This window comes from Corynebacterium axilliensis (genome assembly GCF_046097495.1).
GTDB lineage: Bacteria > Actinomycetota > Actinomycetes > Mycobacteriales > Mycobacteriaceae > Corynebacterium.
Genome location: NZ_CP175768.1, coordinates 2,146,791 through 2,165,079, shown reverse-complemented (window position 1 = coordinate 2,165,079; position 18,289 = coordinate 2,146,791). Strand labels below are relative to the sequence as shown.

Below are 18,289 nucleotides of genomic sequence, written 5' to 3'. Positions count from 1 at the left end.
CACATGCGCCACACTGGTAGGCATGGCTTCTTCTAAAACTCGTGCCGCGACCGCCTGGAAAATCTTCATCGGCGTGCTCGTGGCGTTCCTACTCCTCATCCTCATCGCCGAGCTTGGCCTGCGCTGGTTCATCGGCTCCCAGATGAAGAGCCAGTTCACGGACTCCGCGAAGGAACAGGGCATCGAGTCCCCCGAGGACCCGGACGTCAGCTTCGGCGCCAGCCCCATGATCTTCGGCATGCTCAACGGCAAGGTGCCGGAGATGAACATGAAGACTCCCTCCACGCTGCAGATCGACGGCACGCAGATCAACGGCCAGCCGGCAGCAGACGTACACGTGGAGGACATGACTCTGTCCCAGGAGCCAGTGGCGGGCACGCTGCGGGCTTCCACCACGGTGCCGGATCAGTTCCTGCTGGCCACCTTCCAGAAGGCAATTGCAGAGCAGTCCGGTAACGATACCCTGGGCAACCTAGTGGTCACCGCCATTACCGCCAACGACGCGGAGGATGACCTCACCGTGCAGTTCGCCGGTGGCCTGGCAGAACTCGCCCTCAAGCCGGAGGTCCACGACGGACAGCTGGCTATCAACGCGGAGAAGGCCTCCCTCTTCGGCTTCGACCTTCCGGAGCAGGCCACGTCCGCGATTTCGGATGCCCTGCAGGACGGCATGTCTGAGCAGCTGGCCGGCCAGGCGCTCACCTTCGACTCCATCGACGTGGGCGCCGGCGAACTCACCGTCACTCTCTCCGGCCATGACGTGCCAATGAGCGAGCTAGACCAGGCCTCCGCCGGCACCACCACCGGAAACGCCGGCACGACCGAGCAGCGCTAAAGGCGCACGACCGGCAGTTGGCTCACCTCCGCAGCAGTATCTGCTGTGGAGGTTTCTTCGTCTCCGTCGTTTAAAACGACGAGACACTGATAGCCCGCCTGCTCCGCGGCGTGAGCTAGGTCCTCCACGGAGCTCACGGAACGCACGGGAAGAATCAGCCCCAATTTAACGGGCAGCGGGCAGGCTTCCCGCAGGGTGACGAGTTCAGAGAGCAACGCGGTGGAATCAGCAAGTAGTGCATCCACCGCCACCCACACCTCGGCCGCACCCGATTGCACGGCCAGGCGCGCCTCCGCAGCTTTAACCAGGGAGTGGTGGCGGCCGGTGGGATAGCCGGCCACGGCTACGGTGTGCTCGGCCTGCGCGGCGGCAAGGACGTGGTGGGGTGAGACCACCACGCGCTGCCCCGGCGCGCGATTCTGGACCTCCTCGAGGGAGGCAGACAGCAAGTTAAGCATCAGTAGAAATAATCGCCTCGGATGATGGACTTTAGTTGCGGGCGCACGTCGAACCAGTAGATGCCGGTGATGATCGCGCCCACCCAGGACACGAACGGCAGCGGCAGGTTCATCAGCACCGCCGAACCACCCAGCAGGGCCACCCATACCCACTTGTTCTGGCGGTCACCGGCGCGGAAGGCGTCCTCCCGGGTGAGCGCCGCCAGGACCGCGCCGATCAGCGCGAAAAGTGAGACCGCGGCGAAGATCCACATCGGGATCTTGTTGAGGATGTTGAGGAAAAGGTAGATGTCCATCAGTTAGTTTTCGTCGACGACTTCGCCGTCGATGATGTTGTTGTCCTTAGGCTGCTGCTTCTGTGCGTACGGGTTCAGCGGATCGGCGGAGCCAGTGGCGCCGGGCTGACCGGAGGACTGCTGGCCCTCCGCGCGACGCTCCTTGGCGTTGTTCACCGCGTCCTGCACGCCCTCGCGCGCTTCATCGAAGGCGCTGGTGAGATCCGTGCGGGCCTTCTGGAAGGACTCGGAGTTGCGGGTCTCCCGGGCAGCGGAAGACACCGAATCACCAAGGTTCTTCGCGGTAGTGGTCACGCGATCCAGGAAGGACTCCTCTTTCGCGGTGCCAGTACCCATGCCAGCCTTGTCAGCGGCGCGCGCAATCCGGTCAGCCTGCGCATCCTGAGCCTGCTGCTGGCGTTCCTCCTTGAAGCGGCCACCGAAGTCTTTGGCCACATCGAACGCGGAGGAGCCGGCGTTCTTAAAAGAATCAAATACGGACATGGTCATAACTCCTTGTTAGATGCCAAAAAGCAGATGGTTAACAGTGTAGATAACCAGGCCAGCCAGCGCACCCACCACGGTGCCGTTGAGGCGGATGAACTGCAGGTCACGGCCCACCATGAGCTCGATGTTCTGGGAGGCTTCCTCCGCGTCCCAGCGCTTGATGGTCTCCGGGATGATCGCGATGATCTCCGGGGCAAACTTCTCCACCGCGTAGCGCGCAGCCTTGTCCACGAGCGCGTTGGCCTGGGCCAGGAACTCTGAGTCCTCCAGCAGGCGGTGCGCCAGCTCCTTCACCTTCGCCGTGATTTTCTGCCGCAGGAAGGAGTCCGGGTCGTTGAGCTGCTCAATGAGCGTGGTGGACACCGTGCGCCACATGGCCGCGGGCGCCTGCTGCGCCTGGTCGGAGGCCAGCATCTCCTGCTTAATGCCCTCGATACGCCCGCGCATGTCCTCATCCCACTGCAGGTCAGAGGCCAGCTTGGACAGGTTGCGGCGGATAGCCAGACGGGCCTCGTGGTTGCCGTCGTGGCGGACGTCGTTGGCGAACTCCACCAGCTCGGTATAGACCTTCTCCCCCACCATCTCGCGGGCAAAGCGCGGCGCCCAGCCGGGCATGCGCTCATCAATGGCGGTGACCACCGTGGATTCCATGCCGAGGATCTTGCCGTGCGCCCACTCGATGAGGTCATCTTCCAGCGGCCGCGCCTTGCCGTCCGCAATGTAGCCCTCCAGCAGCCGGCCCAGCGGCGGGCCCCACTCGGGTTCTGCCAGGCGGTCCATGACCTGGGTCTTGATGAACTGCTCCGCCTCGGTGGCATCCAGGTCCGCGACCACACTGGCGGCGCGCTCACCAATCCACGCGGAGACTTCCTCCGCCTTGCCGGGCTCCACGCCCTGGCGCGCCAGCCACAGCGGTATCTCTGCCTCCCGCACCTTGGCGCTGAGTGCGTCCGCGGTAAGGAAGTTCTCTTCCACGAAGTCCTTGAGCGCATCCCCCACGCGGTCCTTGTTGTTGGGGATGAGCGCGGTGTGCGGGATGGGCAGGCCCATGGGCCGGCGGAACAGGGCGGTCACGGCGAACCAGTCCGCCAGTCCACCGACCATGCCTGCCTCCGCTGCGGCCCGCACGTAGCCGACCCAGACGGGAGCTCCGCTTGCCGACGCTTGCCACCACGAGCACCCCAGAAAGATCACTGCCGCAACCACCAGGAAGGACAGCGCAATCGCCTTCCAGCGGCGCAGGTCCGCGCGGCGCTCTTCCTGGTTGCCGGCCTGCGGCACCGGGGCAGTGCTTGCCGACGCCGATGCGGCAGGCGAGACCGCAGAGTCAGCCATCTCGAATCCTGCGTCCGCGCGGTGCGTCATGAGTTCTCCTTGGGCGTAGAGGGTGGAGCTTCGCCCACTAACTCTAGTGCGCCTGCCGGACACGCTCGACGTGCCATCGCCACCGGCCCTGCTTTGTGAGATTTACGGCGTCCGGCGCCGCAAGCTTAGCGACGCAATCCCGAGCAGCACTACGCAGAATGCCAAGAGCACGACAGCATCAATAGCGATATTGCCCTCCGGGAATGCATGTAGCTCAGCCGCTCCGCCGAAGGATTGCATCGCGTCCACGGCGTAGTCATCGGCTTGTCGACGGTATTGCTCGGCGCCCTAACATCACATCGGCGCCCTAACATCGCGCTACATACTCCACAGTCGCCCCCACGCCGAGTTGTCCCCGCACGAATTCAGGATGTGCGTTGAGCGGCTGCTCAGGGGTGCGCTTACATAGGCCACCCGTGCTTCATGAGAGTACCTCTGGCCCAAGGCACCAACCAGAATGAGGTGAACCTCCTGGAGGTCGGCGTCGAAGAAGCGGATCGGGATGTACATCTGGTGAGCCCAGTCGATCTCGTCGCGCATCCCCGCGCTGGCCCAGCCGCTGTATGCCCATAGTTGTTCGCATTTCGACAGCAGGATGCGGTTGAAAAACATGGCCAGCTCGCGGGCGTCCGAGTCGGTCTCGTCCATGAGCCGCGGGTAAGCACGACGTTCGCCTCCACATCGCCGGAATACGGGGAACAGATGTAAACCAACGGTCGGTACCCGTACTCGGCGCGCTGACTCGCTTTCAGCGCCCGGTAGCAGGTCGGGTCGGGGTACCCTTCGACGTTCTTCTTCGGTATTCCGATATCAAGAAGCGCAGTGGTGGTCATCTGGCGTCCTCGGGATGCGCCAGGCTCTCATTTGTCAGGCGCGGCAGGCACCGAAACCGGACACGGTGGGAGGAAGGCTCTCGGCCATACGCGCCGAGCACCGACAAATCCGGACGGGTCAGAGAGCACACTGGTGTGTGAACGTACCGATAGCTCCGTGCCCCGTGCTCTTGCTTCGGCGTCATCAACCGGATAGCCTTGTAGTCAACATGACCGGTTCCGCTGCCCGCCTCGGTGGGAGTCCAGGGCCGGTCTTCGTTTTCGTATCAAACAGGGGTGCGCGTGGAGCAGGTGAAGCAGTTCAAGACCTACGGTGAACAGGTCGAATTGCTTCGTCAGCGTGGGATGCGAGTGAATGATCGCCAACATGCTGAGACGCTGCTGGCGCGATTGAACTACTACCGCTTGTCCGGATACTGGTACCCGATGCGCCGTTTCTCCCAAGGCGACGGTACTGCCCGAGATGAATTCGTTGAGGGAGCATCGTTTGACCTGGTGGTAGCTCTCTATGGGTTTGACGAACAATTGCGCCACAGCGTGTTCATCTAGCTTGATCGCGTGGAGTTGGCTATTCGAACCAAGCTTGGTCACGAACTGGGTCGCCTTGACCCGCTGATCTATTTGGATCCCCAACGTTTGAGCGCCCGGGCACGGCAGCGAAACAAAGACGGGCGTCGCGTGTATGAGGTGTGGCTGAGAAAGTACCAGTCGGCATTGAAAGCGTCGAAGGAGGACTTCGTCGCCCACCACAATCAAAATATGGCGGGGCTCTCCCCATCTGGGCGGCCGTCGAAATCATGGATTGGGGAATGCTGTCATACCTGTACGGTATGTCGCCCAATATCGTGCGCAAACGGATTGCCCAACCCTGCGATCTAACTGGTCCTCAGCTTGAATCATGGCTGAAATCCTTAAATATTCTACGTAATTACGCAGCTCATCATGCAAGGATGTTCAACCGCGTTTACGACATCAAACCGAAACTGAACAATGACGTCAGGCTGGCTGCGGTAGCTGAAGGAATGAATCGCGTGTTCGGGCAGCTCTCCCTTATCCAATACTTGCACCGCCAACTGGACTTGTCTCCAGCCGACCGGCTGCCGAAGCTGTTCCACACCTACCCACACAATCCCATCGTGCCGTTTTCTCGCACAGGAGCACCTGACAACTGGCGCGAGTTGCCTCTCTGGCGCGTCTAATCCTTGCGGTAGTAGTCGCATTCGTACCCGTCGGCGTCGAGTAGCAGTCCTGCTGCCCAGTCGGGTGAAGTCGTCATAAGCTGGCAGGCATCGGCGATGGTGAAGCCGGAGCCCTCGGGTTCGTCGATGATGATTTCGTCGTGGATGTGCATGACAATCTTGTGCCCAGCCTGAGCGACGAGTGTCATGGCGTGGACGAGGAGGTCACGAGCGACTGCTTGGACGATGTTCTCGACGAGTTTCCCGCCGTAGGTCTCCAGCCACCCATTACGCCGAGTTGTCCCCGCGCGAATTCCGAGTGTGCATTGAGCGGCTCCTCAGGGGTGCACTCGCATAGGCGCCTACTTCCCCGATACCTGCACAACCACATGCTGATCATGTTGCGGGGTGGAGACGATCGATTAGAAAAATTTAGCTTTACAGCCAACTACCTGTCCGTAAACTGGTTTCGTGCCTTCTATCTACGATAACCAGTCTCCTGAAAAGAAACTCAGTTCCGGGCTCCAGAAGTTTTTCCCGTCATATCAACGAATTGATGTTGCGACGGGATATTTTGCTCTTCGCGGTTGGCAGTCCCTCGATTCATTGGTCCGCGAGAGCTTCGAGTCGGGAGATGTAGATCGACCGGTCGCGCGAATTCTCGTCGGCATGGTCTTACCCGCACAGCACGAGGAAATCATTGATCAACTCCGATCAGAGATTTCCCCAAACGAGGACGAAACCCAATCGCTTCGCGAACGCGCACCACAGGTTCGAGAAGCACTCAAGGCGCATTTGCGAGCGCAGCTTGCGACCGGAATCCCCACCGCTAAAGACCGCGAAACACTCCAGTCTCTCCGTGAACTCGTTGACCTTGGCGCGGTAGAGCTACGCGTATACACACGGCGTGCCCTGCATGGCAAGACCTACCTGCTTCACCACCATGATCCGAATATCCCAAGTGCTGGCTTTGTAGGTTCGTCCAACCTCACAGGGGCTGGCTTAAATCAAAACCTCGAGCTCAATCTCTACACAACAGAAGGTACGTCCACAGAAGAGCTCAAGGATTGGTTTGAGGAGCTCTGGTCAGACCGATTCACGCTTTCCATAGATGCAGAAATTCTGGAAGTGATCGACGACTCTTGGGCCTCCCCACAACTGCGGTCTCCCTTTGATGTGTACCTCAAGGTATGCCACACAATGAGTCGAGACGTGCGTGCTGGTCTTGCCCAGTACAACGTCTCCGAATTGATCGCTGGCAAGTTGCTCGAGCATCAAACCACCGCTGTGAAGACGTTAGCGCGCCGCATCATGCAACGACGCGGCACCATGCTCGGTGACGTGGTCGGTCTGGGTAAGACTCTCACGGCTATCGCAGTAGCGCTGATGCTCCGGGATAACCACGGATTCCAACCGCTAGTCATCTGCCCAAAGAACTTGCAATCAATGTGGGAGGAGCATCTCAAGGCCTACGATTTGCCGGGTCGTGTGGTGCCGTACTCGATGGTTCATACCGTGCTCCCTACACTGCCACGCCTCCGGTTTGTCATTGTCGATGAGAGCCACACGCTGCGCAACGAAGGAACCCGCACTTATAACGCGGTTCAGAAGTACCTCCACGAGAACGAAAGCCACGTGCTGCTCCTTACGGCGACTCCGTACAACCTCAAATATGGAGATGTAGCCAATCAGTTGGCTTTGTTCCTCGACGAGGACGAGGATCTCGGCCTAACCCCTGAGTTTGCCTTGCAGCGGAATCCCAATCTCTACGAAAACCTTGAGGTGGCCCATTCCACCCTCGCTGCGTTCAGGAAGTCTGAAGAGCCCGAGGACTGGCGGCGTCTCATGGGTGAGCATCTCGTTCGCCGCACACGCAGCTTCGTTCTGAACAATTATGCAAAGGACGACAGCGAAGGGCGGAAGTATCTCGAGTTCAAGAACTCGGACGGTTCGGTTGCCAGCCGGTTTACTTTCCCACTGCGTAAAGCAGTGCCTGTCAATCATGCCTTCGATGCGAACGACTCGGCGGCAAAGATGGCAGACGACAGAACCCTTGACGGACTCGCAAGTCTCAAGCTGCCGCGATACAGCCTCACCGACCATCTCATCCCCGATGCGCAATATCTTGCTAGCCCTGAAGATAAGAAGTTCATTGAAGATTTCGAGGCTTCTCGCGGCCAAGTCGTCGGCTTCGTCCGTACGAATTTCTACAAGCGCTTGAGCTCGAGCGGGCACAGCTTCATTTTGTCGCTGTTTCGTCATCTGCGGCGAAACGAACTATTTGACTACGCCTTGAAGAACGAACTTCCGCTCCCAGCCGGCACCATCGACCCGGTTACCTTGTCGGAGGACGATATTGACTTCGATGAGCTGCTCGCGGACGTGTCACCACGAGGGTTAACTTTCCCGACTATCCCCGATGACTATGCGAGGTTGGCTGCCGAATCTCCCCGCGGCATTCGGTGGGTAAGTTCGTCACTATTCAAAGACAGCCTGCAACAGGATCTTGCCGCAGATTCCCGAACGATCCGGGACCTATTGAAGTGGTACGGAGAGTGGAAGGTTCCGGATGACTCAAAGTTGCGAGCACTTGTTGACCTGGCAAATGAGAAGCATCCCAACGAGAAGATTCTCGTATTCACCGAATACAAAGACACAGCGAATTACATTGCTAAAGGCTTGAGAGAACTCGGAGTGGAGAAGGTCGGAGTTGCTACCGGTGAGTCTGAGGACGCGACGAACCTCGCTCGTCGATTCTCCCCAAAGACGAATCGCTTAAGTGACGACCAGGCGCCTGTCGCTCCTGCAGATGAAATCCGAGTTCTCATCGCAACTGATGTTCTTTCTGAAGGCCAAAACCTGCAGCAAGCACACATCATTGTTAACTTCGACCTGCCGTGGGCGATCATCAAGCTGATTCAACGAGCCGGGCGCGTTGACCGAATTGGACAAGAATCTGACACGGTGCTCCTGTACACGATGGTGCACGGCGAGCTGGAAGAACAGCTGAACCTACGCCGCCGCATTCAAGAAAGGTTGGCGGCTAACGCCGCTACGTTTGGCTCCGATGAGAAGTTCTTCGGAACGGCGACCGAGACCCAAGCAATCTCCGACCTCTATGACGGACGGATCGAAGACATCTCCACTGCCGAAGATGTTGATGCCAGTTCCTACGCTTATGAGATCTGGGAGGCAGCGACCAAGGACGATCCGAAGTTGCGTCGTCGCATCGAGCGTATGCCGGACTTGGTAGATACAACGCGTCCGGCACAACCGGGAGACCGAGAGGGAATCCTGTGTTGCGCTACCACCGATTCCGGCATTGATTCTTTCGCTTGGCAGAACGCACAAGGGGAAAGCAGTCTCCTCACGGGACAGGAAGCCCTAGCAATTCTGAAATGTACGCCGGAGACTGCAGCTCTACCGCTCCGTGAAGGACATGATGAAGCGGTTAGGGAGCTTATTACCGGTGTCATTGCTAAGAACTTGGACACCTCTGGACGGCTTCGTGGCGAGCGCCGAATCCTGTGGAACAGGCTCGGCCAGACTCTCGAGGCCCATAGTGATCCCAGCTATGCTGAGGCACTCGATGCGCTGTACAAATCCCCGCTGACCACTGTCGCAATTAATAGCCTTCGCACCGCCCGTCGACGCCAAGGCACAACCAACCTTGACTTGCTTGAGCTCATCGCAAATCTCAACGAGCAAGGTATCCTCACTACCACTACTAACAAGTCGGCCGATGCAATTCGCATCGTAGCCAGCATGGGAGTCTCCAATGTCTAACTATCTCTCGTACGTCGATTCTGGTAGCTTCGCCGAGCTCTTTGAGGAGCTTGGTTGGGGATACGTCCCCCGCAGCATAGCCCCCATCTCTGTTGAGGTTGAGGAGGGGCGCTCCTTCACCGCAAAACCAGTTGCAGATCAGGCTGGACTGCGCGTCTGGGTCGTCGAATCGGACGAACTCCCAACTCTTCCGGAGCAACGCACTATCGATGCCGAAGTCCAGAAGGCTTCTCAACTCCGTCTCTTGATCTTCACCGACGGCACCCGCCAATCGTGGCGCTGGCCGCGCCGCGGTGCTACTGCAGCAACAAATACAAAGCTCCTTCACCATCGCTACACGGTTGGCGATGAAGACCTCGGAGAAGACTTGGCACGTCGCCTCGACATGATTGAGCTGCCTATTGGTGAAACCATTGGCATTCTTGAGATTCAAGAGCGAATGGCCAAGGCCTTTAATGACGAAGCCGTCAAGCGCTCCAAGCAGGCTTCTCGCCACATGCAAATTATGAACCAACAGCTTTTGGACGCGGGGTGCGATACCAGTACTGCGTCTTCGTTGTTGGTCCGCCTCCTGTTCCTGTTCTTCGGCGATGACACCAACATGTGGCCGGATAACACGTTCCAAAAGTGGATTCTGCGTAATACCACTGCCGAGAATCTTTCAGACAAGCTTACCGAGCTCTTTGAAGTCGTCTGCGATCCTGAGCTCGACGGCGCGATAAGGAAAAAGGGTAAGTACGCGGGAACGGAGTATGCCAATTTTAGGCGTATCGACGGAATGTATAAAGAGCGTATCAAGCTTCCTCCACTTTCCGAGGAGTTCCGCCAGCAAGTACTGAAGGCTGCAGAATTTGATTGGGGCCGGGTCAACCCCGACATTTTCGGTGCGATGTTCCAGCAGCTGGTTGATCTCGACGAACTCCGCTTGAAGGGCGAGCACTATACCAGCGAGGAAAACATCCTCCGGGTGATCGAGCCGCTGTTCCTAGACGAACTGCGTGAACGCTTCGAAAATGCCTACAACGACCGCGACGCGCTTCTTGCGTTACAGGACGAGATCGCCGAACTACAGTTCCTTGACCCAGCGTGCGGCTGCGGAAACTTCCTTATCCAGGCGTACAAGCACCTGCGTGGCCTTGAATATGAGATCATCACCCGCGCCGAAGAGCTCGAACTTGCTGAACTCAACGCAGCCCTTGACATCCACACCAATGTCAAACCGGTTAAAGGAATCCTCGCGATACGTGAGCGCCTGAAAGAACTTGGAAACCGTAACTCCCTACAGTTTGCCGACGATTCCTTACGCAAGTCCAAGATGAGTATGCGCCAATTCCATGGCATCGAAATCAATGAGTGGCCTGCAAAGGTCGCATCAACAGCGATGCTTTTGGTGGACCATCTTTGCAATCAGTCCTTTGGACAGTCAGCGGTACGACTTCCCATCGAAGAGACCCCAGAAATTAAGACTGCCAATGCTCTCCGCATTGATTGGGCAGACGTCATCGATCCCGACGATTGCGACTACATTATTGGTAATCCACCTTTTGTCGGGTCTTCACGTCTCGATGAAGACCAGAAGGAAGACCGGACAAAAGTCTTCGGTAAGAATGGCGGCAAGCTTGACTTCGTGGCTTGCTGGCACCGCACCGCAGCCGAGTTTTTGAATGGTCACGGCGGCGACATCGCATTCGTTTCTACCAATTCCATCTGTCAAGGCCAGCAAGTAACTCCACTCTGGCAACCCATTTTCGAAATGGGCTATCACATCAACTTCGCGCACCGCTCCTTTGCTTGGAACAGTGAATCTGAGCATGTTCCCAATGTCTATTGCGTTATTACTTCGTTCTCGCAAGAAGAGTGGAAGACTAAACGGGCATGGGATTACACTTCGCGCGGTGCCGTGGAAACCATTCCTACCCAGTTAAACGGCTATCTCGCAGATGCCCCTATGGTGTTCATCACCCAAAGGTATACACCGCTTTCTCGCGTTCCGATAATGCAAGCGGGAGGGAAGCCTACTGGGAAAGACCTCCTCTTGGGACCAGAGGAACGCGACAAAATGATTTCTCGCGATCCGGCTATCTCCTCGATTATTAGAGCATTTTCCATGGGCGATGAATTTATTAATGGCGTCGAACGCTATTGCCTTTGGATGCCTGAAGGAATCCCAGTCGAACTACAACATAACCCGGATATCCAAGAGAGAGTTGCACTGGTAAAAGAGGCCAGGGCATCTTCTTCCAAGAAAGCGACTCGGGACATTGCTGTTACGCCTTGGGAGTTCGACGAGGTGAAATACGACGGAAATGGTATATATATTGGCTTGCCGAAAGTATCAACAGAACGCCGCAAATACATTCCAGTGGCATTTGTCGAAAACGGAATGATACCTGGTGACAAACTTTTTTTCATCGAGTCAAGTTCACTGGTGACTTTCGGCATGCTCATGTCACAGGCCCATAATGCCTGGATGAGAGCTATAGTAGGCCGTCTTGAGCTAAGATACAGCTACGCAAATACCATCGTCTACAACAACCTCGTCTTCCCGGTTCTTTCTCCAGCACAGCGAGAAGGAATCGAACAAGCCGCCCAAGAGGTCCTGAATTCCCGTAGTCTCTACCCGGGAGCTTCGCTTGCGGATTTTTACGATCCCGACAACGAAGCCAAGTACCCAGAACTCACTGCAGCACACAAAGCTCTGGATAAGGCCGTCGAACGCGCTTACGGGTGGGAACTCGATGACCTTACGTGGGACGAGAAGGAGACATTCATCGTTTCCTCGCTCTTCGAGCTGTACAGCGAGAAGACTAAGAGCGCGTAGCGGCGTCGTGCTTCAATCGTGAGCGGCAGTCCCCGCCACTAGGCGCTGTCCTCCCCACCGGTGCTGGCACTGCACGCGGTGGGACCGGGGAGACGTCGCCAAGCACAGGCGCCCCTTCTCCCCCACCGCACCCTTTCAAAACACCAACAGCCCCCGCCTCCTCACATGGTCTCCCATGTGTTTGGAGGCGGGGGTTGTTGTGGTTCAGTACAGAAACTTAGGCGTTCAACGTCCTAGTGTTGCCTAGTTGAGGCGGCCGGTTTCCTTGCGGTACTGGCGGTAGTAGCGGCGGCCAAAGTGGATGCCGCCGACGGCCAGGACGGCCACGACGCCGAGCAGGACAGCACCGATGATGATCGGCAGCTGGTAGTCAGCGCCAGCGGTGCCCATCGGGAACTGCCAAGTGCCCAGACCCCAGATCAGGGTGCCGGCGGCCGGCAGGAGCGACAGAACCAGGCCCATGCCCACCCAGGTGGAGGTGCGCAGCAGGGAGGAGTGCGGTGCACCGAAGGACACCGGGTCATAGCCCTCGATGTAGGAATCCTGAATCTTACCGGTGAACTCCGGGTAGGTCTCGCTGTGGTGATCAGCAACTGCCGGGTTGAGGTCGCTCATGCCTGAAACTTTCTCTCGTTCCTGTTAATCCTGTGAATGACTATAGCTTAGTCGTCCTTGCCGCGGAAAGCAGCACGTGCACGTTCGCGGGTAACCGCAGACACAGCGGTCAGCGGCACGCCCGCCGGGCACACGTCGGCGCACTCGCCGTAGAGCGAGCAGTGGCCGAAGTTCTGCTCCAGATCGTCCACCATGTTGCGAGCACGGCGGCCACGCTCTTCCTTGCCCAGCGGCATGAGGGAGAGGTGAACCAGCTTGGCGCCGGTGAACAGGTGGGCCGCACCGTTCGGGCAGGCAGCCACGCAGGCACCGCAGCCGATGCAGGCGGCGTGATCCAGGGCGTACTCGGAGGTCTCGTGGTTGACGTGCAGGGTGTCAGCGTCCGGCGCGGTGCCGGCGTCCATGGAGACATAGCCACCCTGCTCCATGACGTGGTCCAGCTTGGCGCGGTCCACAATCATGTCCTTGATCACCGGGTAGGCGGCGGAGCGGAAGGGCTCCAGCTTGATCTTGTCGCCGTCCTTGAACTGGAACAGGCGCTGCTGGCAGGCCGGGGTGTTCTGGCCCGGGCCGTGCGGGCGACCGTTGACTAGGAGGCCACAGGTGCCGCAGATACCCTCACGGCAGTCGGAGGCAAAGGCGAAAGGCTCGTTGCCGGCCTCCACCATGCCCTCGTTGACGTGGTCCAGTAGCTCCAGGATGGACATCTGCTCGGCGGCGTCCGCGACCTCCACGGTCTCGAACTTGCCTTCTTGCGTCGGTCCGGCTTGACGCCAGATCTCAAGTGTCAGTTTCATTACTTGTAGTTCCTTGTCATCAGCGGGATCGAATCAAAGTACAGCGGCTCAGCGTGGCGAATGAACTCGCCCTCGGCGTTGCCCGGCTCCCACGCGGAGACGAAGCACCAGTTCTCGTCGTCACGCTCGGCCTCGCCGTCCTCGGTGAGGTGGTCGTCGCGGAAGTGGGCGCCACAGGACTCGTCGCGGTCCAGGGCGTCGATGCACATGAGCTCGCCCAGGTCGATGTAGTCGGCCACGCGGAGGCCGTACTCCAGCACCTGGTTCATATCGTTAGCGTCGCCCGTAATGCGGACGTTGGCCCAGAAGTCCTTGCGCAGGGCACGGATCTTATCGATGGCCACCTTGAGGTCCTCCACGTTGCGGGACACGCCGCAACCCCAGTAGAGGATCTCACCCAGCTGGCGGTGGTAGTGCGCCGGGCCGTGCGGGTCCTGGCCCTGGACGGACATGAGGCGGTCGATGCGCTGCTGCGCGCGTGCCACGGATTCCTGCGCGGCGGCGGAATCCTCTGGCAGCTTCTCCTCGCCCAGGTGGCCCGCCAGGTAGTTCGGGATGGTGAACGGGAGGGTGAACCAGCCGTCGACGGACGCGGACAGCAGGGAGTTAGCGCCCAGGCGGTTCGCACCGTGGTAGGTCCAGGAGCACTCGCCGGCGGCGAAGAGGCCGTCGATGGCGGTCATCTCGTTGAAGTCCGTCCACAGGCCACCCATGGTGAAGTGGCAGGTCGGGGCGATGCGCATCGGGGTCTCGTACGCGGACTCACCAATGGCCTCTTCGTACATCTCGATGAGGTTGGAGTAGCGCTCGCGGATCTTGTCCTTGCCCAGACGCTGGATAGCGTCGCGGAAGTCCAGGTACACGGAGTTGTGCAGCGGGCCCACGCCCAGGCCGGCGTTGATCTGCTGGGAGATGGCGCGGGATGCCACGTCACGCGGGACCAGGTTACCGAAGGCCGGGTAGCGGCGCTCCAGGAAGTAGTCGCGCTCCTCCTCCGGGATGTCGTTGGCGTGGCGGTCGTCGCCCTCCTTCTTCGGGGACCAGATGCGGCCATCGTTACGCAGGGACTCCGACATCAGGATGGTCTTGGACTGCCACTCGGAGTTGACCGGCAGGCCCGTCGGGTGGAACTGAATGAACGCCGGGGAGGCCAGGTATGCACCGTGCTCGTAGGCGCGCATCATGGCGCCTGCGTTGGAGTTCTTGGCCAGCGTGGACATGTGGTACACGTTGCCGTAACCACCGGTACCCAGGATGACCGCGTGGCCGGTGAAGGCCTTGAGCTCACCCGTGATGAGGTTGCGGGTCACGATGCCGCCGGCGCGCTTCTTGCCACCGTCGTCGTAGGTGATGATGTCCTGCAGATCGTGGTGAGCGAAGAGCTCCACGTTGCCCAGACCAATCTGGCGGTAGAGCGCCGAGGTGGTGGACAGCTGCAGCTGCTGACCCGTTTGGCCACGGGTGTAGTAGGTGCGAGAGACCTGCACGCCACCGAAGGAGCGGGTGGCCAGGGTGCCGCCGTACTCGCGGGCGAACGGGGCGCCGATGGCGTTCATGTGGTCGATGACGCGGATGGACTCGTATGCCAGGCGCCAGCAGTCGGACTCGCGGCAGCGGTAGTCGCCGCCCTTCACGGTGTCCTTGGTGTGGCGGTAGGCGGAGTCATTATCCACCTTCTTGTGGCGCGAGGAGTTCACACCACCCTGCGCCGCAATGGAGTGCGCGCGGCGCGGGGAATCGTGGTAGGTGAAAACCTTGACCTTGTAGCCCAGCTCACCCAGCGCCGCGGCGGCGGAGCCGGCGGACAGGCCGGTGCCGACCACCAGGATTTCGAACTTGCGGCGGTTGAGCGGGGAGACCAGCTCCATGTGGTCCTTCTGGTAGGACCACATATCCTTCATCGGGACGCCGTGCGGCTCGTGGGACTCCAGGATGCGGCCCGGCTTCACACCCGGGACGATGGACTGCGGGTGCTGGAAGTTCGGGTGCTCGCGCTTGAGGTCAGACTGTGCAGTGTTCTGAGCGTTCTGAGAGCTCTGAGCGTTCTGCGCGCTCTCTGCCTGCGCGGTGTTTCCTGCGTTTCCTGCAGAGTAAGGGTTCGCGTTAGTCATGGGTTCAAATCTCCTTTAGCTAACCCAGCCCAGGGCGACGGACAACGGCATGACAATGTTGGCCAGGCACACGACGGCCGGGATGATGTACGCCAGGATGACAAAGACCTCGCGCCACTTTGCACCGGTGATACCCAGGTCAGACGCGGCGAGGCGGATGCCGTGGGTGAGGTGCAGGAAGAGGCAGAGCATGGCGATGACGTAAACGATGGTCACCGGCCAGCGGGAGAAGGTAGCCAGCATGTTGGCCTTCACCGCGCCGTGCTGGAAGGCCTCAGCGGCAATCGGCTGCACGCCGACGGTGAGGTCCAGCAGGTGGAAGATGATGAAGAGCAGCAGCACGATGCCGGTCACCAGCATGCTCCGGGTGGCGAAGGAGTCCATGCCGCCCATGAGGTTGGTGCGGCTGAACTTGCCACGGGAAGCCTTGGAGCGCGCCGTGAGGGCAAAGGCGCCGTAGATGTGGGCGATCACGCAGGCCAGCAGGACGATGCGGATGATCCACAGGGTGTGGCCGTGCGGAATGAGCGGGGCGCCCAGATCACGCAGGAACTCGCCGTATGCGTCGAGCGCTTCCTCGCCGTCGTGTGCCGGCAGGTACAGCTTTAGGTTGCCGGCCATGTGGCCCACGACGAAGAGGGCGAAGAACAGGCCAGTGATAGCCATCGTCAGTTTCAAAGCCCAGGACGGGATTCCCGGCTTAGGACGAATCGTTTCATTAGTAATGCGGCCGTGAGCGAGGGCTTCACGGTCAGGATTTTTTACAGACATGACACCTCCATAGTCCCGTTTACCTTACGCAGGCTTTCGCGCTGGTTACTACTCAATTTCGGGGTTTCGGAGCCGCCCTACCCACGCGCTGAGCACCCGTAGAAAGTAGATAAGGTAAGCATGACCTTATATTGCGACGACGTTATGCCGCTTTACCTTGATCGCTTTCCTTTACGCAATATGGCCGTTGCGTAAATATTTCACGGTTGAGACTTTCCTCACAGGGTGTAGCGCGAGTGACGGCTTCACCCCTTTAGACGTCAAACTTTCGCTTGGTATCCACCTAGTATCCGTAGCAAACTACCCCGACGCCACCCCCGGCTTTGCAGCACAGTTAAACTGCTTGACACTTTCTTTGCAAAAACACTGTTATGACCAAATGTCCGGAGGTAACCTAGCTCACATGAGCAAGACTTACGTAGGGTCCCGTCTGCGCCAGCTGCGTCGCGAAAGAGATCTCAGCCAGGCCTCCCTTGCCGCCACCCTGGGACTATCCGCCAGCTACGTTAACCAGATTGAGCACGACGTGCGCCCGCTCACCGTGCCCGTCCTCCTCCGCATCACGGAGGTCTTTGGGGTGGACGCCACGTTTTTCTCCCGCGATGATGACTCGCGCCTGCTCGCAGAGATCCAGGATGTGGTCCAGGATCAGGAGATTTCTCCCTCCCCCGTGGAGCTGCAGGAGTTGTCCGAATTGGTGTACAACCACCCCACTGTTGCACGAACCCTGGTGGACATCCACCGCCGCTATCGCAACATCCGGGACAAGCTCTCCCTGGCCACCGATACCCGCCGCTCCGACGGCAGCCAGGCGCTGTCCATGCCGCACGACGAGGTGCGGGACTTCTTCTACGCCCGCCGGAACTACCTGGATGAGCTGGACCACCACGCCGAGGCGCTGGCCGGGGAGCTTGGCGTGGAAAAGTTCCGCATTCGGGAGACCGAGCAAGCCCTGGCGGACCGCCTCAGCTCCGCCCACGGCGTGGAGATCATCACCACGGACCGAATGGACGGCACACTCCACCGCTTTGACAAGGACTCCGGCACGTTCCGGCTGGCCAGCCGGCTCTCCGTGGGGCAGCGCGCCTTCCGGATGGCAGCGGAGCTGGGATTCTTGGAGGCGGGCGCGCTTATCGACGGCTTGGTGGACGAGGAACCGTTCACCTCCGAGGCTTCCATCAACCTAGCCCGGCGCGGCATTGCTAACTATCTCGCTGCAGCCACCGTCCTGCCCTATTCCCTCATGCATTCCGAGGCCGAGCAGTCCGGCTACGACGTGGAGTATCTATGCAACGTCTTCGGCGTGGGCTATGAAACGGTGGCCTCGCGCCTGTCCACCCTGCAGCGCACCAACCAGCGCGGCATCCCCTTTACCTTCGTGCGCGTGGACCGGGCGGGCAACATGTCGAAGCGGCAGTCCGCCACCGGCGTGCACTTCTCCAACTCTGGGGGCACGTGCCCGCTGTGGAACGTCTACGAGTCCTTCTCCCGCCCCAACACTATTTCCCGCCAGCTGGCGCAAATGCCGGATGGGCGCAACTACCTGTGGGTCTCCCGCACGGTGAGCTATCCGCAGGGCCGCTTTGGGGACACCAACAAGCTCTTCGCCATTGGCCTGGGCTGCGAAGCTCGCCATGCGGATCGCACGGTGTACGGCAAGGGGCTCAACCTGGAGGACCTTTCCGCCGCCACGCCCATTGGTGCCGGCTGCCGCACGTGCCCGCGCCAGAACTGCGCGCAGCGCGCCTTCCCGGCTATCAACGAGGAGCTGACTATCGACGCTCACCGTTCCGCCGTCGCCCCGTACTAAGACGACCAACTCCGACACTTCCGGGCGTGGGCGGGCCGCGCGAGGCTCCCCCGGCACGCAGAAGCCCCCTCCTTCCCTTCCAGCACCGTGACGGTGCCTGCGGGGTGGAGGGGGCTGATTGCTGTGG

Annotated in this window: 14 protein-coding genes and 1 pseudogene; 5 read left to right on the top strand and 10 right to left on the bottom strand. The window is 59.6% G+C overall.

The window, feature by feature from the left end; translation table 11 throughout:
• Positions 1–22: 22 nt before the first annotated feature.
• Complete coding sequence (locus tag ACKFR8_RS10350; RefSeq protein WP_408929994.1) at positions 23–835, top strand: LmeA family phospholipid-binding protein; 813 nt, start codon at positions 23–25, stop codon at positions 833–835.
• Here the strand turns inward: ACKFR8_RS10350 and ACKFR8_RS10345 are convergent.
• The 5 genes from ACKFR8_RS10345 to ACKFR8_RS10325 all read right to left on the bottom strand — a co-directional run bounded on the left by ACKFR8_RS10345 (position 832) and on the right by ACKFR8_RS10325 (position 4,088).
• On the bottom strand, positions 832–1,293 hold the full coding sequence (locus tag ACKFR8_RS10345) for a deoxyribose-phosphate aldolase (RefSeq protein WP_408929993.1): 462 nt from the start codon (positions 1,291–1,293) through the stop codon (positions 832–834). The genes ACKFR8_RS10350 and ACKFR8_RS10345 overlap by 4 nt on opposite strands.
• Positions 1,293–1,589, bottom strand: coding sequence for a DUF2516 family protein (locus ACKFR8_RS10340; protein ID WP_296134311.1), 297 nt, complete (start codon positions 1,587–1,589; stop codon positions 1,293–1,295). Before ACKFR8_RS10340 ends, ACKFR8_RS10345 begins: the two co-directional genes overlap by 1 nt.
• Positions 1,590–1,592: 3 nt before the next feature.
• Positions 1,593–2,072, bottom strand: coding sequence for a CGLAU_01105 family protein (locus ACKFR8_RS10335; protein WP_296134309.1), 480 nt, complete (start codon positions 2,070–2,072; stop codon positions 1,593–1,595).
• A gap of 15 nt (positions 2,073–2,087) precedes the next feature.
• Positions 2,088–3,440 (bottom strand): DUF445 domain-containing protein, encoded by a 1,353-nt coding sequence (locus tag ACKFR8_RS10330; RefSeq protein WP_408929992.1) that lies wholly within the window; start codon positions 3,438–3,440, stop codon positions 2,088–2,090.
• Positions 3,441–3,758: 318 nt separating this feature from the next.
• Positions 3,759–4,088 carry a DUF7768 domain-containing protein gene (locus ACKFR8_RS10325; protein WP_408929991.1) on the bottom strand — a complete coding sequence of 110 codons (330 nt, stop codon included), beginning with the start codon at positions 4,086–4,088 and terminating at the stop codon, positions 3,759–3,761.
• 394 nt (positions 4,089–4,482) lie between these two features.
• Between ACKFR8_RS10325 and ACKFR8_RS10320 the strand changes: the two are divergent.
• Positions 4,483–5,472 (top strand): annotated as a pseudogene (locus ACKFR8_RS10320) (Abi family protein).
• Here the strand turns inward: ACKFR8_RS10320 and ACKFR8_RS10315 are convergent.
• Positions 5,469–5,660, bottom strand: coding sequence for a hypothetical protein (locus tag ACKFR8_RS10315; RefSeq protein ID WP_408929990.1), 192 nt, complete (start codon positions 5,658–5,660; stop codon positions 5,469–5,471). The pseudogene ACKFR8_RS10320 and the gene ACKFR8_RS10315 overlap by 4 nt on opposite strands.
• Positions 5,661–5,922: 262 nt before the next feature.
• On the opposite strand from ACKFR8_RS10315, the gene ACKFR8_RS10310 reads away from it, so the two are divergent.
• Positions 5,923–9,237, top strand: coding sequence for a helicase-related protein (locus ACKFR8_RS10310; protein ID WP_408929989.1), 3,315 nt, complete (start codon positions 5,923–5,925; stop codon positions 9,235–9,237).
• Complete coding sequence (locus tag ACKFR8_RS10305) at positions 9,230–12,058, top strand: class I SAM-dependent DNA methyltransferase (protein ID WP_408929988.1); 2,829 nt, start codon at positions 9,230–9,232, stop codon at positions 12,056–12,058. The genes ACKFR8_RS10310 and ACKFR8_RS10305 overlap by 8 nt, the downstream gene beginning before the upstream one ends.
• 243 nt (positions 12,059–12,301) lie before the next feature.
• Here ACKFR8_RS10305 and ACKFR8_RS10300 read toward each other — a convergent pair whose 3' ends face one another.
• The 4 genes from ACKFR8_RS10300 to ACKFR8_RS10285 are packed head-to-tail and all read right to left on the bottom strand — an operon-like array spanning position 12,302 to position 16,352.
• The gene (locus ACKFR8_RS10300; RefSeq protein WP_296132924.1) at positions 12,302–12,673 is read right to left on the bottom strand and encodes a hypothetical protein; all 372 of its coding nucleotides are present in this window, start codon (positions 12,671–12,673) and stop codon (positions 12,302–12,304) included.
• A 47-nt stretch (positions 12,674–12,720) separates the two neighbouring features.
• Positions 12,721–13,470 (bottom strand): succinate dehydrogenase/fumarate reductase iron-sulfur subunit, encoded by a 750-nt coding sequence (locus ACKFR8_RS10295; RefSeq protein WP_296132925.1) that lies wholly within the window; start codon positions 13,468–13,470, stop codon positions 12,721–12,723.
• Complete coding sequence (locus tag ACKFR8_RS10290) at positions 13,470–15,581, bottom strand: fumarate reductase/succinate dehydrogenase flavoprotein subunit (protein ID WP_296132926.1); 2,112 nt, start codon at positions 15,579–15,581, stop codon at positions 13,470–13,472. Before ACKFR8_RS10290 ends, ACKFR8_RS10295 begins: the two co-directional genes overlap by 1 nt.
• 15 nt (positions 15,582–15,596) lie before the next feature.
• Positions 15,597–16,352, bottom strand: a complete 756-nt coding sequence (locus ACKFR8_RS10285; protein ID WP_296132927.1) for a succinate dehydrogenase cytochrome b subunit — start codon at positions 16,350–16,352, stop codon at positions 15,597–15,599.
• A gap of 403 nt (positions 16,353–16,755) precedes the next feature.
• Between ACKFR8_RS10285 and ramB the strand changes: the two genes are divergently transcribed.
• Positions 16,756–18,162 (top strand): acetate metabolism transcriptional regulator RamB, encoded by a 1,407-nt coding sequence (gene ramB / locus ACKFR8_RS10280; protein ID WP_296132928.1) that lies wholly within the window; start codon positions 16,756–16,758, stop codon positions 18,160–18,162.
• Positions 18,163–18,289: the final 127 nt, after the last annotated feature.